Annotated in this window: 15 protein-coding genes and 1 tRNA gene; 7 read left to right on the plus strand and 9 right to left on the minus strand. The window is 61.9% G+C overall.

Going from position 1 to position 15,387, the window contains the following annotated elements:
• Positions 1-161: 161 nt before the first annotated feature.
• From murC to ftsW, 3 genes are all read right to left on the minus strand, one after another.
• Positions 162-1,559 (minus strand): UDP-N-acetylmuramate--L-alanine ligase, encoded by a 1,398-nt coding sequence (gene murC / locus ACMVPR_RS10875; RefSeq protein ID WP_416882898.1) that lies wholly within the window; start codon positions 1,557-1,559, stop codon positions 162-164.
• Positions 1,556-2,677, minus strand: a complete 1,122-nt coding sequence (locus ACMVPR_RS10880) for a UDP-N-acetylglucosamine--N-acetylmuramyl-(pentapeptide) pyrophosphoryl-undecaprenol N-acetylglucosamine transferase (RefSeq protein ID WP_416882899.1) — start codon at positions 2,675-2,677, stop codon at positions 1,556-1,558. Before ACMVPR_RS10880 ends, murC begins: the two co-directional genes overlap by 4 nt.
• Before the next feature lie 89 nt (positions 2,678-2,766).
• A complete protein-coding gene (gene ftsW / locus ACMVPR_RS10885; RefSeq protein ID WP_416882900.1) occupies positions 2,767-3,933 on the minus strand; it encodes a putative lipid II flippase FtsW in 1,167 nt (388 codons plus the stop codon).
• A 141-nt stretch (positions 3,934-4,074) separates the two neighbouring features.
• On the opposite strand from ftsW, the gene ACMVPR_RS10890 reads away from it, so the two are divergent.
• The 4 genes from ACMVPR_RS10890 (at position 4,075) to ACMVPR_RS10905 (ending at position 7,163) form a co-directional block, all read left to right on the plus strand.
• Positions 4,075-5,256: an NAD(P)/FAD-dependent oxidoreductase gene (locus ACMVPR_RS10890; protein ID WP_416882901.1), complete on the plus strand. Its 1,182-nt coding sequence runs from the start codon at positions 4,075-4,077 to the stop codon at positions 5,254-5,256.
• 31 nt (positions 5,257-5,287) lie between these two features.
• On the plus strand, positions 5,288-5,947 hold the full coding sequence (locus ACMVPR_RS10895; RefSeq protein ID WP_416882902.1) for a hypothetical protein: 660 nt from the start codon (positions 5,288-5,290) through the stop codon (positions 5,945-5,947).
• The gene (locus ACMVPR_RS10900; protein WP_416882903.1) at positions 5,944-6,606 is read left to right on the plus strand and encodes a hypothetical protein; all 663 of its coding nucleotides are present in this window, start codon (positions 5,944-5,946) and stop codon (positions 6,604-6,606) included. The genes ACMVPR_RS10895 and ACMVPR_RS10900 overlap by 4 nt, the downstream gene beginning before the upstream one ends.
• An 80-nt stretch (positions 6,607-6,686) precedes the next feature.
• The gene (locus ACMVPR_RS10905; protein WP_416882904.1) at positions 6,687-7,163 is read left to right on the plus strand and encodes a hypothetical protein; all 477 of its coding nucleotides are present in this window, start codon (positions 6,687-6,689) and stop codon (positions 7,161-7,163) included.
• A gap of 36 nt (positions 7,164-7,199) precedes the next feature.
• On the opposite strand, the gene murD is transcribed toward ACMVPR_RS10905, so the two are convergent.
• Genes murD through ACMVPR_RS10935 form a run of 6 tightly spaced genes read right to left on the minus strand, consistent with a single transcriptional unit; the run spans position 7,200 to position 12,453 of the window.
• On the minus strand, positions 7,200-8,603 hold the full coding sequence (murD, locus tag ACMVPR_RS10910; RefSeq protein WP_416882905.1) for a UDP-N-acetylmuramoyl-L-alanine--D-glutamate ligase: 1,404 nt from the start codon (positions 8,601-8,603) through the stop codon (positions 7,200-7,202).
• Between the two features lie 60 nt (positions 8,604-8,663).
• Complete coding sequence (gene hisD / locus ACMVPR_RS10915) at positions 8,664-9,965, minus strand: histidinol dehydrogenase (protein ID WP_416882906.1); 1,302 nt, start codon at positions 9,963-9,965, stop codon at positions 8,664-8,666.
• Positions 9,966-10,017: 52 nt separating this feature from the next.
• The gene (locus tag ACMVPR_RS10920) at positions 10,018-10,536 is read right to left on the minus strand and encodes a GNAT family N-acetyltransferase (RefSeq protein ID WP_416882907.1); all 519 of its coding nucleotides are present in this window, start codon (positions 10,534-10,536) and stop codon (positions 10,018-10,020) included.
• Complete coding sequence (locus ACMVPR_RS10925; RefSeq protein WP_416882908.1) at positions 10,533-11,012, minus strand: DUF2948 family protein; 480 nt, start codon at positions 11,010-11,012, stop codon at positions 10,533-10,535. The genes ACMVPR_RS10920 and ACMVPR_RS10925 overlap by 4 nt, the downstream gene beginning before the upstream one ends.
• Entirely contained in the window at positions 11,009-12,280 is a 1,272-nt protein-coding gene (murA, locus tag ACMVPR_RS10930; RefSeq protein ID WP_416882909.1) for a UDP-N-acetylglucosamine 1-carboxyvinyltransferase, read from the minus strand. Before murA ends, ACMVPR_RS10925 begins: the two co-directional genes overlap by 4 nt.
• Positions 12,281-12,285: 5 nt before the next feature.
• Positions 12,286-12,453, minus strand: a complete 168-nt coding sequence (locus ACMVPR_RS10935; protein ID WP_300582517.1) for a hypothetical protein — start codon at positions 12,451-12,453, stop codon at positions 12,286-12,288.
• Positions 12,454-12,553: 100 nt separating this feature from the next.
• Here ACMVPR_RS10935 and ACMVPR_RS10940 point away from each other — a divergent pair.
• From ACMVPR_RS10940 to ACMVPR_RS10950, 3 genes are all read left to right on the plus strand, one after another.
• Positions 12,554-12,628, plus strand: a tRNA-Thr gene (locus ACMVPR_RS10940).
• A 128-nt stretch (positions 12,629-12,756) separates the two neighbouring features.
• Positions 12,757-14,061: a methyltransferase domain-containing protein gene (locus ACMVPR_RS10945; protein ID WP_416882910.1), complete on the plus strand. Its 1,305-nt coding sequence runs from the start codon at positions 12,757-12,759 to the stop codon at positions 14,059-14,061.
• A 120-nt stretch (positions 14,062-14,181) separates the two neighbouring features.
• Positions 14,182-15,360, plus strand: coding sequence for a glycosyltransferase (locus tag ACMVPR_RS10950; RefSeq protein WP_416882911.1), 1,179 nt, complete (start codon positions 14,182-14,184; stop codon positions 15,358-15,360).
• Positions 15,361-15,387: the final 27 nt, after the last annotated feature.

Below are 15,387 nucleotides of genomic sequence, written 5' to 3' on the forward strand. Positions count from 1 at the left end.
GCCCGAAAGGTAGCCGCACCGCATCGCGATGCAAAGCCGCCCCCTGTTCTTCTCTGCTTTTTAGATACCTTGGGGTGAGGTCACAGGCCCAAGAGCAGCGTCCCGGCTTTCGGTCAACCGAAAACGACGATGCGTCGACGCATCCTCTTCTCGCCCCCAGCCTACTTCCCCAACCGCTCCGGCAGCCCGTTGGCCCAGGCGCTGATCGTCCCGGCCCCGAGGCAGACCACCATATCCCCGGGCCGCGCCTGTTCGCGCACCAGCCGCTCCAGATCATCCTCGTTCAGGATCGCCCGCGCGTGGCGGTGGCCATGGCGGATCAGCCCCGCCACCAGATCATCGCGCGATGCTCCTTCGATCGGGTCTTCCCCGGCAGCGAACACCTCGGCAATGGCGACCACATCCGCCTCGTTGAAGCAGGCGCAGAAATCCTCGAACAGATGTGACAGGCGGGTGTAACGGTGCGGCTGATGGATCGCGATCACCCTACCTTCGGAAGCCTGCCGCGCGGCCTTGAGCACGGCGGCAATCTCGACCGGGTGGTGGCCGTAATCGTCGATGATCGTGACTCCGTTCCACTCGCCTACCTTGGTAAAGCGGCGGTTCACGCCGCCAAAGGCCGCCAGCGCCGACCGGATTTCGTCTTTCTTCATCCCCAGATGCCGGGCCACTGCCACGGCGGACAGCGCGTTTGACACGTTATGGTCTCCGGGCATCGGCAGGGTGCAGCCCTCGATGCTTTCGCCCTCGGCCTGCAACGCGATGTCGAAATGCGCGACGCCTTTTTCGTAGCGGAGGTTCACTGCCCGCACATCGGCCTGCGCGTTAAAGCCATAGGTCACCACACGGCGGTCGGTGACCTTGCCCACCAGACGTTGCACCTCTTCATGGTCGGTGCAGCACACGGCGATCCCGTAGAACGGGATGTTCGACACGAAGTCCTGAAACCCTTGCCGCAGGCGCTCGAAGTCGCCCCAGTGTTCCATGTGTTCGGGGTCGATATTGGTCACGATGCCGATGGTTGCGGGCAGGCGGTTGAACGAGCCATCGCTCTCGTCGGCCTCGACCACCATCCATTCGCCCTGCCCCATCCGCGCGTTCGAGCCATAGGCGTGGATGATGCCTCCATTGATGACGGTCGGATCGAACCCGCCGGCAACCATAAGCTCGGCCATCATCGTGGTGGTCGTTGTCTTGCCATGTGTGCCCGCAATCGCGATGTTCGACTTGAGCCGCATCAATTCCGCCAGCATGTCGGCGCGGCGAACCACCGGAAGCCCGCGCTTGCGCGCCTCGTCCAACTCGGGATTTCCCGGCTTGATCGCAGTCGAGACCACAACCACCTCGGCCCCATCCAGGTTCTCGGCCCGCTGACCTTCGAAGATGCGCGCACCCAGATCGGCCAGACGGTTGGTGATCTTGCTGGCCTTCAGGTCCGATCCCTGCACCGTGTAGCCCAGATTTACCAGCACCTCGGCAATGCCGGACATGCCGATACCGCCGATGCCGACGAAATGGATGGCCCCGATATCGACGGGAAGCTTGGTGGCGGCGTTCATTCGGTCTGTCCTTCCGGGTCTTGAGGGGCATTCTGTCCAGCCAGCATCTCGACCAGCGCGGCAAGGTCCTGCGCTGCATCGGGCTTGGCTTGTGACAAGGCGGCTTGCGACATCTGCAAAGCGCCTTTGGGGTTTTGCAAAACTGCAGTGATCTGCTCGGCCAGGCTGTCGACGGTCAGCTTGCTTTCGGGGATGCGGATTGCGGCTCCTGCCTCGACCAATCCACGCGCATTGGCGGTCTGGTGATCGGCGGTGGCCGCGGCAAAGGGCACAAGGATCGACGGCCGCCCGATCACCGAGATGTCCGCGACACTCGACGCGCCAGAGCGCGAGATCACAAGCTGTGCCTCGGTCATCCGCTTGGGCACATCGTTGAAGAAGGGTTGCACATCCGCATCGACCCCCTGTTCGGCGTAATAGGCGGCCACGCGTTCTCCGTCTTCGTCGCGCGCCTGATGGCTGACCCGCAGGTGTTGCAGGGTCTCGAGCGGAAGCGACGCGATCGCAGGCGGCACCACGTCCGAAAGGATGCGCGCGCCTTGGCTCCCACCGATCACGAGGATGGACATCGGGTAATCGCCGGGCGGAATGTACGCGGCCCCTGCGCGGTCCTTTACGGCGAGCCGGACCGGGTTGCCGACATGCACGCCCTCGACACCCTCTGGCAATTCGGTGGGCCATGTCCCGCAGGCCACGGTTTGCACGTGTTTGGCGAAAAGCGTGTTCACCCGGCCCAGAACGCCGTTCTGTTCATGGATCATCCGCGGTCGCCTCAAAAGCCATGCAGCGCCCAGCGCAGGGATGGATGGATAACCGCCGAAACCCACCACGACATCTGGCCGGTCGCGCAGCATCCGCCACGACATGGACACCACGCCGCCCAGCACGCGCAGAGGCACCATCGCTTTGGCAATAATCCCACCCCGCGCAAAGGTCGCGCTGGCCACCTGTTCGATCTCGGTCGAATGCGGAAAGCCACCTGTGTAACGCGCCCCGCGCGCATCGGTGGACAGCTTCACCCGCCAGCCGCGACGCAGCATGACCTCTGCCAGCGCCTGCGCCGGAAACATGTGACCGCCGGTCCCTCCGGCTGCAATGACAAGATAAGGTTTGCGCATAAGTCCCCCGCCCAAGGATTGAAGGACAGAGACCTGCCCCAGAGGCGTTTGTCAACAAACCAAGGGGCGATTTACCCTATATAAAGCCCTTAACGCAGCCGCCCTCGCAAGATATCGCCGATTTCGCCCTGCGGACGGCTGCGCGTGAAGGCCAACAGCATACCCACGGCGATGCCCCCTGCGATCAGGGACGAGCCCCCGTAGCTGACAAAAGGCAGCGTCATACCCTTGGCGGGCAGCAGGCGTACTGCGACACCCATGTTGATCATGGCCTGAACACCGAACATGCAGGCCAGACCGGTGCCCGCCAGACGGATGAAGGGATCACGTTCCCGCATCAGCCGCACAAGCGACCGCACCACGATGGTCGCGTAAAGCGCGATAACGATGAGGACAAGGACAAGCCCGTATTCCTCGGCCGCGACGGCGATGATGAAATCGGTATGCGCATCCGGCAGAGACCATTTCACCTGACCTTCACCCACACCTACGCCAAAGAATCCGCCCTCGCGGATCGCGTTGGTGGCGTAGCCCAACTGCGTGGTCGGATCGACCTCGGGGCTGAGAAAGCCGTCGATGCGGCGGGCAAAATGTTCCGAGCTCTGGTAGGCGACGGTGCCCCCCAGCACCACCAGTCCTGCAAGGACCATCAGCAACAGCATCGGCGCACCAGCCACGAAATACATCACACCCCACCCGAACAGCACCAGACACGCCTGCCCGAAATCGGGTTGCAGGGCGAGCATCAGGACGATGCTGATGGTGATGGCAAAGGACAGCGTCTTGCCCGGCGGGCCGCCCAGATCCTGACTGGCCGCCAAAAACCATGCGGTCACGATCACGAAGGTGGGTTTCAGAAATTCCGAAGGCTGGATCGACGCAAAGCCCAGCGAATACCAGCGCACCGCGCCCTTGCCGAAATCGGTGCCGAAAAACGGCAGCAGCGACAACGCGATAAAGGCAGCGGCAAAGCCCAGCACCGCCAGGCGGCGCACGACGATAGGCCCCAGCATGGACACAAAGATCATCACGCACAGGGCAAGACCGCCGAACACCGCCTGTCGCTGCACATAGTGGAACGGCGCAAACCCGTTGCGCTCCGCCAGCGGCGGAGAAGCCGCCAGTCCCAATAGGATGCCGATGCCGAACAGGATCAGAATGCAGGACAAGGACCACCTGTCGACCGTGCGCCACCATTTCGGCAACACAGGTTCGCCCGCGCGGGTAGGAACCGCGCCATAGACCATCTCTGTCATGGTTTCACCGCTTCTTCTGCCTCGAACGCCCGGTTTTCCGGGTCTGTGCAAGCACTCTAACCGATATGATTCGAGCGATCCAGAGGAATGATTCGTCCCGCGCCTCTTGCGTGTTCTCCGGTTCCGTGATGGATGCCCGGCATGCAGGTGAACACTCTGATCCTAGGCGCCGGGGCAGCCGGTATGATGTGCGCGGCGCATGCCGGGCCGTCGGTTCTGGTCATCGACCACGCCAAGGCACCGGGCGAAAAAATCCGCATCTCGGGCGGCGGACGCTGCAACTTCACCAACATGCACACCGATCCCACGCGGTTCCTCGGGCAAAACCCGCATTTCCACAAATCGGCACTCAGCCGGTACACCCAGTGGGATTTCCTCGACCTAGTGGACCGCCACAAGATCGCTTGGCACGAAAAAACGCTGGGACAGCTTTTTTGCGACGACAAGGCGACCCAGATCGTCGACATGCTGCGTACCGAGATGGCGCAGGCCGGCGCGCAGCTTTGGTTACAGACATCGCTTGTCGAATTAAGCCATGATGGCGTGCTGTTCACAGCGCAGTTGGAGCGCGATGGCAAACGCCACAGCGTGACCGCCCGCAATCTCGTGTTGGCAACCGGCGGCAAGTCGATCCCCAAGATGGGCGCGACGGGTCTGGCCTATGACATCGCCCGGCAGTTCGGCCATCAGATCACCGACACCCGCCCTGCCCTTGTGCCCCTGACCTTTTCCGACCAGCGCTTTGCCCCGATCTCCGGCGTGGCAACCCCCGTGGTCGCAGAGGCAAATGGCACCGCCTTTGAAGAGGCGCTGCTGTTCACCCATCGCGGCCTGAGCGGGCCTGCGGTGCTGCAAATCTCAAGCTACTGGGCGGAAGGTGACTCGATCTCGCTTGACCTGCTGCCGGGCCACGACCTCCCCGCCCGGCTCAAGACAACCCGCCAGACTCATGGAAAACGAAACGTGACCACCGCCTTGGCCGAAATCCTGCCTGAACGACTGGTCGAGCATCTTGCCGCCGACCTGCCTCTTTCCGGCAATGTTGGTGACCTCTCGGACAAGCGGATCGACGAAATCACCGACCGGTTGCGGCACTGGACGCTGACGCCCACCGGCAGCGAGGGCTACCGCACTGCAGAGGTCACGCTGGGCGGGATCAGCACCGACGGAATCGACAGCAAGACGATGATGTCGCGCGATGTGCCGGGCCTGTTCATGATCGGCGAAGCAGTTGATGTGACGGGCTGGCTGGGCGGTTACAACTTCCAATGGGCGTGGAGTTCGGCGGTAGCCGCCGGACGAGCTGTTACAAAACGGACTTGAAGTTTTACAAAACTTTTACAATTAGAGGGTTATGCCCTCTAGTCCTGCTCTTTCCCCCTCTCCCTTTGCGATTCTGCGCGGGCCACTGCGCGATCTGTGGAACCTGCTGTCTGGCGGCGACGACTTTCCTCGCGCGCAAGAGCGGATCTGGATCAACCCGATGCGTCTGACACGCATCTATACGCGCAACCCGGCCCAAACGCCCGACTACAAGCGGCGGCACTCTGGAATGGTGCTTGCCGGGGACTGGGACCACCACACCGAACCTTTGGACAGCTCGTGGAAGATTGCCGCCTGCCTTGCACATTTCCGCGAGGGCATGCCTTGGGCAGACACTGGTATCTACGACCGGATGCAAGCGATGATCGCTGAGCGTGGCCAGTTCGACAGTTGCGCAAACATGGATGACGTTATCGCGCGTTACGAAAAGATAGATGCGCTTTTTTCGACAATACGCGAAAATGGCTTCCGGGACGAAACGATCCACCGCTTCGGCACCCCGCGTCTGCCCGAAGGTGTCTATGTCCATATCGACCGCCATGGCGACCCGATTTTCGGGGCGATCGGCAACCATCGTGTCGGCATCGCACGCGCCCTGGGCCTGACGCGAATCCCGGCACAGCTTGGGGTCGTTCATCCCGATGCGCTCGAGCGGAACGCTTTGGCCAAACTGCGCAGCGTTCCGGCATGAGCAATCTTCGTGCGGCCATCGCAGCCGGAGTTCCCGGCAAGGTGGTGCGCGACGTGGTCAACCGCTGGCGGTTCGGCCCAGACGCCCCCCAAAGCGACGAACTGATCTGGATCCGCCCCCATAGCGTGACCGACTTTTACCGTGCGGACCCTCAAAAAGGCGCGCCCCGGTTTCGCAGACGGCATTCGGCGCTTGTAAAGGGTGGCGACTGGGACCTGTCGCGCAAACCCTTCGGCAGCGAGATCAAACTGGACAGCATCCGTGATCATTTCGAACGCGGCGTTCCCTGGCAGCAAACGGACATCTTTTCGTGGATGCTCATGCGGCTTGAAAAAGAAGGCAGCGTTGACGGTTTCACCAGCCGCGAAGAGTTGATCGCACGCTATGACGGGCTTGACCGTATCTATGACGAGGCCAAACGCTCCGGTACGCTGCGTCCGCATGGCAGCGTGAACATGACACGCCGCGAACATGGCGGCATTCTCGTGCACATCGCGCGCGACGGCACCCCCCTGCGTGACGGCGGCGGCATGCATCGGTTCGCGATTGCCTATATCCTTGGGCTCGAAAAAATCCCGGCGCAGCTTGGCGTGATCCATACCGACGCGGTCAAAGCCGGAGTGATGAACGAGCTTCGGAAAGGTCCGGATCGGCAATAAGCCGCCTGTGCGAAAACGGTGATTGGGAACGGTTTGCAGGTCTCCGGGGTTGACCGGCCAGAGCAACACTGGAGACCAACATGTTCAAATCTATCGCAACAAGCCTCGCCCTCTCTGCCTTTGCAACCGGAGCCTTTGCCGCCCAAACCGTCAGCGAGATTGATGTCTCGGTTGACCTGCCCGCCATCGAAAACAGCGAAGCTGCGCAGGTCTGGACGTCGCTGGGCACCGACCTCGAAACCGCAATCGCTGAACGCATCGCGCCGCAATTGGGCGAGGACAGTTCCGAAGTGGTGATCGACATCAATGAAGTCGCCTTGGCCACGGCGTTCGAGAACGCCTATGCGCTGGAAGATTCCACCCTGACTGGCATGGTCGAAATCCGCGTGCCCGGCCTTCTGAACAATGAGGAATATGAGCTGTCCGTTACGGCCGGGCAAGCCATGTCCGCGGCATCGCCCGGTGTCGATCTGGACAGCATGACAATCGCCAGTGCCGAAGTGTACCGCGCGATGATCGACGCCTTTGCCGACAATGTCGCGCAGAAGCTGAAGTAAGACAACGAAGAGGCCCGAGGGCGCACTGCCTGCGGGTCACCCCCCAATCAGCGCCTTGACCCGTGCCGCGAAATCCTCGCCACGTTTTTCGAAACTGTCATACTGATCGAAACTCGCCGCCGCCGGGGCCAGCAGCACCACATCCCCCGGTTCCGCTTCGGCAGCGGCCCGCGCGACAGCGGCTTCCATCGTGCCACAAGCCTCGGTTTCAAGCCCGTTCAGCTGCACCGCAAATCCGTCCGCCTCGCGTCCGATGACATAGGCTTTGCGCACGTGTTCGAAACCGGGGATCAGACCGTCAAGACCGCCTTCCTTCTGCAAGCCACCGCAGATCCAGCGGATGTTCTGGAACGCCTGCAGCGCCTTGAGCGCGGAATCCACATTGGTCGCCTTGCTGTCATTCACAAAGGTAACGCCGTTCTTTTCAGCGATGATCTGGCTGCGATGCGGCAAGCCTGCAAAGGTCTTCATCGCTGCTTCGATCTGGCGCGGGGCCACGCCCAGCGCACGGGTCGCCGCATAGGCCGCACAGGCGTTCTGATGGTTATGCGCACCGGGCAGTCCCTTGATCTCGCGCAGGTCAATGGAGCCAACTTGTTTGCCCTTGCGCCATTCGGTCAGGAACCCCTTGCGGGCATAGACATGCCAGCCGGGACCGGTCAGTTTCTGACCCGAGGAAATGCGGATCACCCGGTCATCCCCTGGCCCTTCGGACAGTTGATTGGCGATGTAGAGGCCTTCGTTCTCGTCCACCCCGATCACCGCGCGATCCGGCCCACCTTCGGCAAAGAGCCTGCGTTTCGCAGCGAAATACCCGCCCAGCCCGGCGTGCCGGTCAAGGTGATCCGGCGACAGGTTGGTGAAGACCGCCACATCCGGCGTTAGCGCACGGGCAAGGTCGGTCTGGTAGCTGGACAGTTCCAGCACGACCACATCACCATCCCCCGGTGGGTCGATATCCAAAACACCGCGACCGATATTGCCCGCCAACTGGCTGTGCCGGTCGGTTGTGGACAGGATATGGTGGATCAATGCCGAGGTGGTGGATTTGCCGTTCGATCCGGTTACGGCGATCACGCGTGGGGCCGTATCGAAATCGTCCCATTCATGCGTTGCCAGCGACCGGAAGAACAGGCCGATATCGTTGTCGACCGGAACCCCCGCCGCCCAGGCCTTGGCGATCACCGGGTTCGGTGCAGGGTAGAGATGCGGGATGCCGGGGCTGACGATCAGGCTTGCCACTGCCTCGAACGCTCCGTCACGGGACAGGTCGCGGATCTCGAACCCTTCGGTTTCGGCAGTATCGCGGGCCTTGGGATTGTCGTCCCAGCAGATCGCCGTCGCCCCGCCCTCGCGCAGGGCGCGCGCTGCCGAAAGGCCAGACCGGCCCAAACCCAACACGGCCACCTGATGGCCTTCAAAACCCTGAACGGGGATCATCGCGCACCTCTGCTGCTGTCATGCGACCACCGCTACCGCATCTGAGTGCTGCGCGAAAGATCAGCTGTTGAGCTTGCGCAGACGTGCCGTCACGGACAACCCATGCGCCTCGAGCGATTCCGAACGCGCCAGCGTTTCGGCGGCAGGACCAATCGCCCGCAACGCCTCGGGTGACATTTTCGCCAAGGTCGTGCGCTTTACGAAATCCAGCACCGACAGCCCCGACGAGAAGCGCGCCGACCGGGCTGTGGGCAGAACGTGGTTTGGACCACCGACATAATCGCCAATGGCCTCGGGCGTCCACTGGCCAAGGAAGATCGCGCCCGCATGGGTGATTTTCGCCGACAGCGCATCGGGATCATCGACGCAAAGCTCAAGATGCTCCGGCGCGATCTGGTCACACAGTTCCGCTGCCTCGTTGAGGTCGCGTACCGTGATGACCGCGCCGAAATCGCGCCAGCTTGCCCTGGCAATTGCGCGCCGCTCCAGCGTTTCCAGACGGGTCTCGACCGCGTCCGCGACGGCCTGACCGAAGGCGGCGTCGGTCGTGATCAGCAGAGACTGCGCGCTCTCGTCGTGTTCAGCCTGAGACATCAGGTCCAAGGCGATCCAGTCGGGATCATTTTCACCATCCGCAATAACCAGAATTTCGGACGGTCCCGCGATCATGTCGATGCCCACCTTGCCGAACACCCGGCGTTTCGCGGCGGCAACAAAGGCGTTGCCCGGTCCGGTGATCTTGTCCACCGGAGCTATGGTCTCTGTCCCATAGGCCAATGCTGCGATCGCCTGTGCGCCGCCGATGCGGTAGACCTCGTCCACACCGGCGATGCGACACGCCATCATCACCAGCGGATTGATCACCCCGTCCGGCGTCGGCACCGTCACCGCAAGCCGCTTGACCCCCGCCACCTTGGCCGGAACCGCGTTCATGAGAACCGAAGACGGGTAGCTGGCCAATCCGCCCGGCACGTAAAGCCCTGCTGCGGACACAGCCGTCCACCGCCAGCCCAAAATGGCCCCCTGTTCGTCGGTCCACATCTCGTCCTGCGGAATCTGCCGCGCGTGATAGGCGCGAATGCGTTCCGCCGCGGTTTCCAAGGCAATGCGTTCTGCCTCCGGCACCTTGGCGATCTCGGCGTCGATCTCGGCCTCGGACACACGCAACTGAGCGGCGGTCAGCTCAAGCCGGTCGAACTTGGCCGTCAGTTCGAGCACCGCCGCATCGCCACGCTTGCGCACATCAGAGATGATACCCGCCACGACGTCATCCACATCCGGGCTGTCCTCGCGCTTGGCATTGAGGATCGCCGTGAAGCGCGCGTCGAAATCGGCATCTTTTGTGGACAGAAATTGCGGCATCACGCCCTCCGGGTCAGCTTTTCCGGGTACTTAGACCGCGCGGCACGAACCCTCAAGCGCCGCGCGTCAGGTCAGCCCCATCCAGCGCCTTAATCATCAGGTAGTCGTCGCGCCCGACCCCGTCGATCAGCACCGATCTGGGGCGCCGTCCGAAGATGTGAAAGCCCAGCGCAAGATAGAGCGCCTGCGCGCCCGTGTTTTCTACATCGACACAAAGCTCAGCCTGCTGCACACCCGCATCGGTCAAATGCTGCAACACAGCCTCCATCAGCGCCCGGCCACAGCCCTGCCGCTGCGCATCAGCCCGTACATAAAGCGGGCCGATGTCGGCCATGTGCTGCATCCGTTTCGGCCCACCGCGCCGCGCCGACACAAACCCGACCAACCGCTTGGCATCGTCGAATACGCCAAGGGTCAGATTGACGTCGAGCCCACGCTCCACATCCTTGTTGGGGATCGCGCGGACCTCTTCGGCGCTGAACAGAAACGCCGAGGGCACCCGCATCAGCCCGTCGGCCCAAAGCGCCCGGAAAGCGGACATTTCTTTCGGCGTCAGCCGCCGAACCATCATACAGGGTGATCCGGCACCTTGCCCGACACGGCGGCATAGGGTTTGGTCACATCCCGCAGCGCAACTTCGAGTTCGGATACCTGCAAACGGATTGCGCCATCGCCTGCGAGCGTCAGGATCAAGGCCCCGCCGCTGGTTTCATCCGCCTCAAAGGTGACTGACAGGACCGAAAGGATCGTATCCGCATCGCCTCGTGGCACCCCTTGGCTGGCGACACGCTCGACAGTCTCGACAGCCAAAACGGATTGCACCCGCTCGGGTTTGCGTCCGCCCCGTTCCGCAAAGGGAATATCCTCCCAGCGGAAGCGATTGAGCAGGATGCCAAAGCGTTTTTTACCGCGCTGCCATTGCATTTCGGTGGACGGAAAAACTGCATCCTGACAGAGCGCCGACAGCACCTTCAGGTCATCCTCATCCATCGCGACCAGCCGCAGCGGTTTGGCTGCACCGTCTTCGAATGTGGCGTCAGCGCTCACTGTTCTTTCACCCGTTCGATTTTGGCCCCCACGCTCGACAGCTTGCGCACCACATGCTCGTAGCCGCGATCCAGATGATAGACGCGGCTGACAATGGTTTCACCTTCTGCGGCCAAACCGGCAAGGATCAACGACACCGAGGCCCGCAGATCCGTTGCCATCACCGGCGCGCCGCGCAGTTTCTCCACACCTGTGACTCTCGCTGTGCCGCCATGCACCTCGATCTTCGCGCCCATCCGCGCCAGTTCAGGTGCGTGCATGAAACGATTCTCGAAGATCTTCTCTTCCAGAACGCTGGTGCCCTCGGCTGTGCAGAGCAGCGCCATCATCTGCGCCTGCAGGTCGGTCGGGAAGCCTGGGAACGGTTCTGTCGTGACATCCACCGCAGACACCCGCCCGTTCTTGCGCGCGACTTTCAGCCCGCTTGGCGTTTCCTCGACCGATATGCCCGCCGCGTCCAGCTTTTCGCAGAACGCCGCCACCAGGTCGATGCGGCCGCCAAGGCACTCCACCTCGCCACCGCAGATCGCCGGGGCCAGCATGTATGTGCCCAACTCGATGCGGTCGGTGACAACCCGGTGCGTTGCTCCGCCAAGACGGTCGACACCCTGAATGGTGATCTCGGACGTGCCTTCACCGTCAATCTGCGCACCCATCTTGCGCAGGCATTGCGCCAGATCGACAATCTCGGGTTCGCGTGCCGCATTTTTAAGAACGGTCGTCCCTTTCGCTAATGTCGCCGCCATGAGCGCGTTTTCTGTCGCCCCTACCGACACAAACGGGAATTCGACAATGCCCCCTTTGAGCCCCCCCGCCGGCGCCTTGGCATGCACATAGCCGTCGCGCAGGTCCAGCTCGGCCCCCATCGCCTCGAACGCCTTGAGGTGCAGATCGACGGGACGCGCGCCAATCGCACACCCACCGGGCAGCGACACCTCGGCATGTCCGAACCGAGCAAGCAGCGGCCCCAGTACAAGGATCGACGCGCGCATCTTGCGAACGATGTCATAATCGGCCCGCGTAGAGGTCAGGTCGTGGCTCGACATGGCCAGAACCTGCCCGTCCTGCAGCGCCTGCACCTCAGCCCCCAAAGACTGCAACAGCGTCGTCATCGTGCGAATGTCGCTCAGACGCGGCGCGTTGGTCAGCGTCAGCGGCTCCTCGCTCAGAAGCGTTGCCGGCATCAGGGTGAGGCAGGCGTTTTTCGCGCCCGCAATGGGAATCTGGCCGCTGAGCGGGCCGTTCCCGGTTACGATAATCTGGTCCATCGGTTCTAACTGCCCTCGCTCGTGGTCTTGTTATCCTTGCCTTCATCCGTTGCCCCGGCCGACCGCGCACGTGCCTGCGCCTTGCGCTTGGCCATATTTGCCTTGAGCGCGGCCTTCAGCCTGTCTTCCCGCGCCTGTTGGGTCGATTTCCCGGATGAGGGTTTCTGTGTCATGACCACTTCCTATCCCAGAGGCAAAAAAGGGTCCAGATTGCGCTTGCACCGTTTTCCGTTTGAGTCTAATCACCCGCCACGTCGAGTTCGACACCCCGGCGCTGTGGTAGCTCAGTGGTAGAGCACACCCTTGGTAAGGGTGAGGTCGAGAGTTCAATCCTCTCTCACAGCACCATTTCACAGCCTCAAACAAGCCACTTCCGACGAATTGTGAGCCCGCGTGCTCTGTGCGCGCAAAGAGGTCTGGATTTGTTGGCCAGCCCGCAGCACACTTGACCGCAGAGTCACATCGGGAGGCCCAAGGTGTCGGACCTGCATGCAGAACAGGCGACAAATGTCGTTCTTGAAATCGACGATGCCAAAGTTGCGAAAGTCATCGGGCGCATCGAAGAGGCCCGCGCTCTGATCGACGCAGGCGAGACCGATGCAGCCATGGCCCTGTGCAAAGACATTTTGAAAACACCGGGTGTCCCCTTGAACACCGCGGTCAAGGTAGGGCTGCTGATCCGGGATCTGGGCCAAGCCGAGATCGCCGAGTTGGTCTTTGTCAATGCATACGAGAAGATCAGGTCGGTGATGGACCGGCTGGACGATCCGGAGCGGGCGCTGCTGCCTGCCGCAGAGGCGCTTGCCGATCTTGGACGGTACGACGAGGCCGAAGTCCTGTGCCGCAAAGCCATCGACGCCGCGCCCAACAACCTGACAGTCGCTGTTGGCTATGCGGCGTTTCTCGTCCACCGCGACCGGCTGGAGGAGGCGCTGGCGATCACGGAACGCTATTGCGACCTGACCGACAGCAAGTTCAACGGCGCGATCCATTTCGCGATGATTTTCGATCACCTCAATTGCGACGAGGCGGCACGGGCCTGCCTGGAACGGGCAAAAAAGCACTGCAAGTCCAAGACGCAGCGCGCAAAGCTGGATTTCTTTCTGGCCTCCAAAGGCATGAAGAAAACCGCCGAGGACCAGCATGGCATGGCGGTCGAGCTGTTCGACGGCTTTGCCGAGAATTACGACACGCAGCTCGAAAAGCTTGAAAACAATGGCCCCAGCATGGTGCTCACCGCGCTCGAAGACCTGAACCTGCCGAAAACCCGTAGCCGTCGCATTCTGGATGCCGGTTGCGGCACGGGTCTGTGCGCGGGCTTCCTGCGGCCCTACGCCAAAGAGCTTCACGGGATCGACCTGTCGGTGAAGATGCTCGAGATTTCACGGAAGAAAGGCGGCTACGATTTTCTGGCAAGAACCGACCTGTCCGAGATTGTCACCTACCCAGAGGGCAAGTTCGACATGATCGTCTGCGCCGATGTGCTGGTCTATTTCGGCCCCTTGACCACGGTGCTGCGCAATTTCTCAAGCATTCTCAAACCCGGCGGCTGGCTGTTGCTGACAGTCGAGTTCGAAAACAACCCGGCCGTCACCACCGGATTCAAACTGTACCCGTCAGGCCGCCACAAGCACACCAATGACTACCTGCAAAAGACGCTGGCCGAAGCCGGATTCCCGAAACCCAAAATGCTCAAGCACGCGCGATTGCGCAATGAACTGGGCGCGCCGATCTTCGGCACGCTGGTCGCGGTGCAGAAACCGGCACTGTCTTTCGTCTGAAAGATTTTGTTCACGGCCTGGTGCCGCAAGATCAATTGGACGACGTGCCGGTACGTCCAGCCTTGCTGGTGACTTCATGCGCTGCTACCTAGGACATCGGTTTTTATCGGACCAAGTTACATGCGCGTAGCCATCGCAACTGGCGAATACCACCTTGGCGGAGAGACGTTTATCAACCGCCACATCGAACATCTGTTCGGTGGCAATACAGTTGTGGTCTGTGGCCGGTTCCGTGGTGATAACCCCTATGGCAAGCCGTATTTCGTGCGCCGCGATGGCCTGTCGGGCCGTGACATCATGGTCGCGCCCTGGTGGCTTTTGCGCAATCGGGTGCGCCACGGCACGTCCCGTTTGCCATTCGGCGAAGCCAAAGAGGCTCTGATCCGTTTTTTGCGCGATGAACGGGTCGATGTGATCCTGGCCGAATTCGGCACGCAGGCCTTGGCGCTTGCACCGCTGGCCAATACGCTTGGCATCCCGATCTTCACCTATTTTCGTGGCACCGATGCCTCCAAGGCGATCCGCACGGAACGGATGCGCTCGGCCTACCGCAAGATGATGCCGCGGTTGGCCGGGGTGTTCTCGGTTTCGCAATTTCTTCTCGACAATCTGGCCAAGCACGGCATCTCGCACCCCGACAGCATGGTGATCCCCTCGGGCGTCGACATCCGGCGCTTTGCACCGCAGGCCAAGGTGCCGTTGAGTTTTCTCGCGGTTGGGCGCTTTGTGGAGAAAAAGGCGCCCATGACCACCCTTCGCGCGTTTGCCGAAGCGACAACCAAACTGCCCAATGCACGCCTCGACTTCATCGGCGATGGTCCCTTGCTGGAACCCACACGCGCGCTGGCCGAAGAACTGGGCGTGTCGTCAAAAATACGCTTTCACGGCGCACAACCACACAATACCGTGCGCGACCGGTTGATGAGCACCCAGTTCTTCCTGCAACACTCCGTCACTGCCCGCGACGGCAATACCGAAGGCCTGCCCACCGCCATCCAGGAAGCGATGGCCTGCGGGTGCATCACCGTCTCGACGCGCCATGCCGGTATTCCCGAGGCGATTGACGAGGGTGAAACCGGGTTTCTGGTCGACGAATTCGACGAGGCGGGATTTGCCAAAGCGATCTCTGCCGCGATCAATGTGCCCGATTTGCCGGCGATGTCCGCGCGCGCGCGTCAGGTGGCGGAACAGCGTTTCGACAATCACGTATTGCTCAAGCTTCTTGAGCGGCACATTCAGGATGCGCTGGTGACTGCACCGCGCGGCACCGGCGGCGTGCCCAACAAAGCGTCCGCCTAGGTGCGACGCGGGTCCGGGTCGGGACTG

Origin of the sequence: Marivita sp. (assembly GCF_048006345.1) — a bacterium.
Classification (GTDB): Bacteria; Pseudomonadota; Alphaproteobacteria; order Rhodobacterales; family Rhodobacteraceae; genus Marivita.

Bases quoted from the DNA above. Each gene is read 5' to 3' on its own strand.
- murC (WP_416882898.1), bottom strand. From the start codon at position 1,559: ATGAACGCCGCCACCAAGCTTCCCGTCGATATCGGGGCCATCCATTTC.
- ACMVPR_RS10880 (WP_416882899.1), bottom strand. From the start codon at position 2,677: ATGCGCAAACCTTATCTTGTCATTGCAGCCGGAGGGACCGGCGGTCAC.
- ftsW (WP_416882900.1), bottom strand. From the start codon at position 3,933: ATGACAGAGATGGTCTATGGCGCGGTTCCTACCCGCGCGGGCGAACCT.
- ACMVPR_RS10890 (WP_416882901.1), top strand. From the start codon at position 4,075: ATGCAGGTGAACACTCTGATCCTAGGCGCCGGGGCAGCCGGTATGATG.
- ACMVPR_RS10895 (WP_416882902.1), top strand. From the start codon at position 5,288: ATGCCCTCTAGTCCTGCTCTTTCCCCCTCTCCCTTTGCGATTCTGCGC.
- ACMVPR_RS10900 (WP_416882903.1), top strand. From the start codon at position 5,944: ATGAGCAATCTTCGTGCGGCCATCGCAGCCGGAGTTCCCGGCAAGGTG.
- ACMVPR_RS10905 (WP_416882904.1), top strand. From the start codon at position 6,687: ATGTTCAAATCTATCGCAACAAGCCTCGCCCTCTCTGCCTTTGCAACC.
- murD (WP_416882905.1), bottom strand. From the start codon at position 8,603: ATGATCCCCGTTCAGGGTTTTGAAGGCCATCAGGTGGCCGTGTTGGGT.
- hisD (WP_416882906.1), bottom strand. From the start codon at position 9,965: ATGCCGCAATTTCTGTCCACAAAAGATGCCGATTTCGACGCGCGCTTC.
- ACMVPR_RS10920 (WP_416882907.1), bottom strand. From the start codon at position 10,536: ATGATGGTTCGGCGGCTGACGCCGAAAGAAATGTCCGCTTTCCGGGCG.
- murA (WP_416882909.1), bottom strand. From the start codon at position 12,280: ATGGACCAGATTATCGTAACCGGGAACGGCCCGCTCAGCGGCCAGATT.
- ACMVPR_RS10935 (WP_300582517.1), bottom strand. From the start codon at position 12,453: ATGACACAGAAACCCTCATCCGGGAAATCGACCCAACAGGCGCGGGAA.
- ACMVPR_RS10950 (WP_416882911.1), top strand. From the start codon at position 14,182: ATGCGCGTAGCCATCGCAACTGGCGAATACCACCTTGGCGGAGAGACG.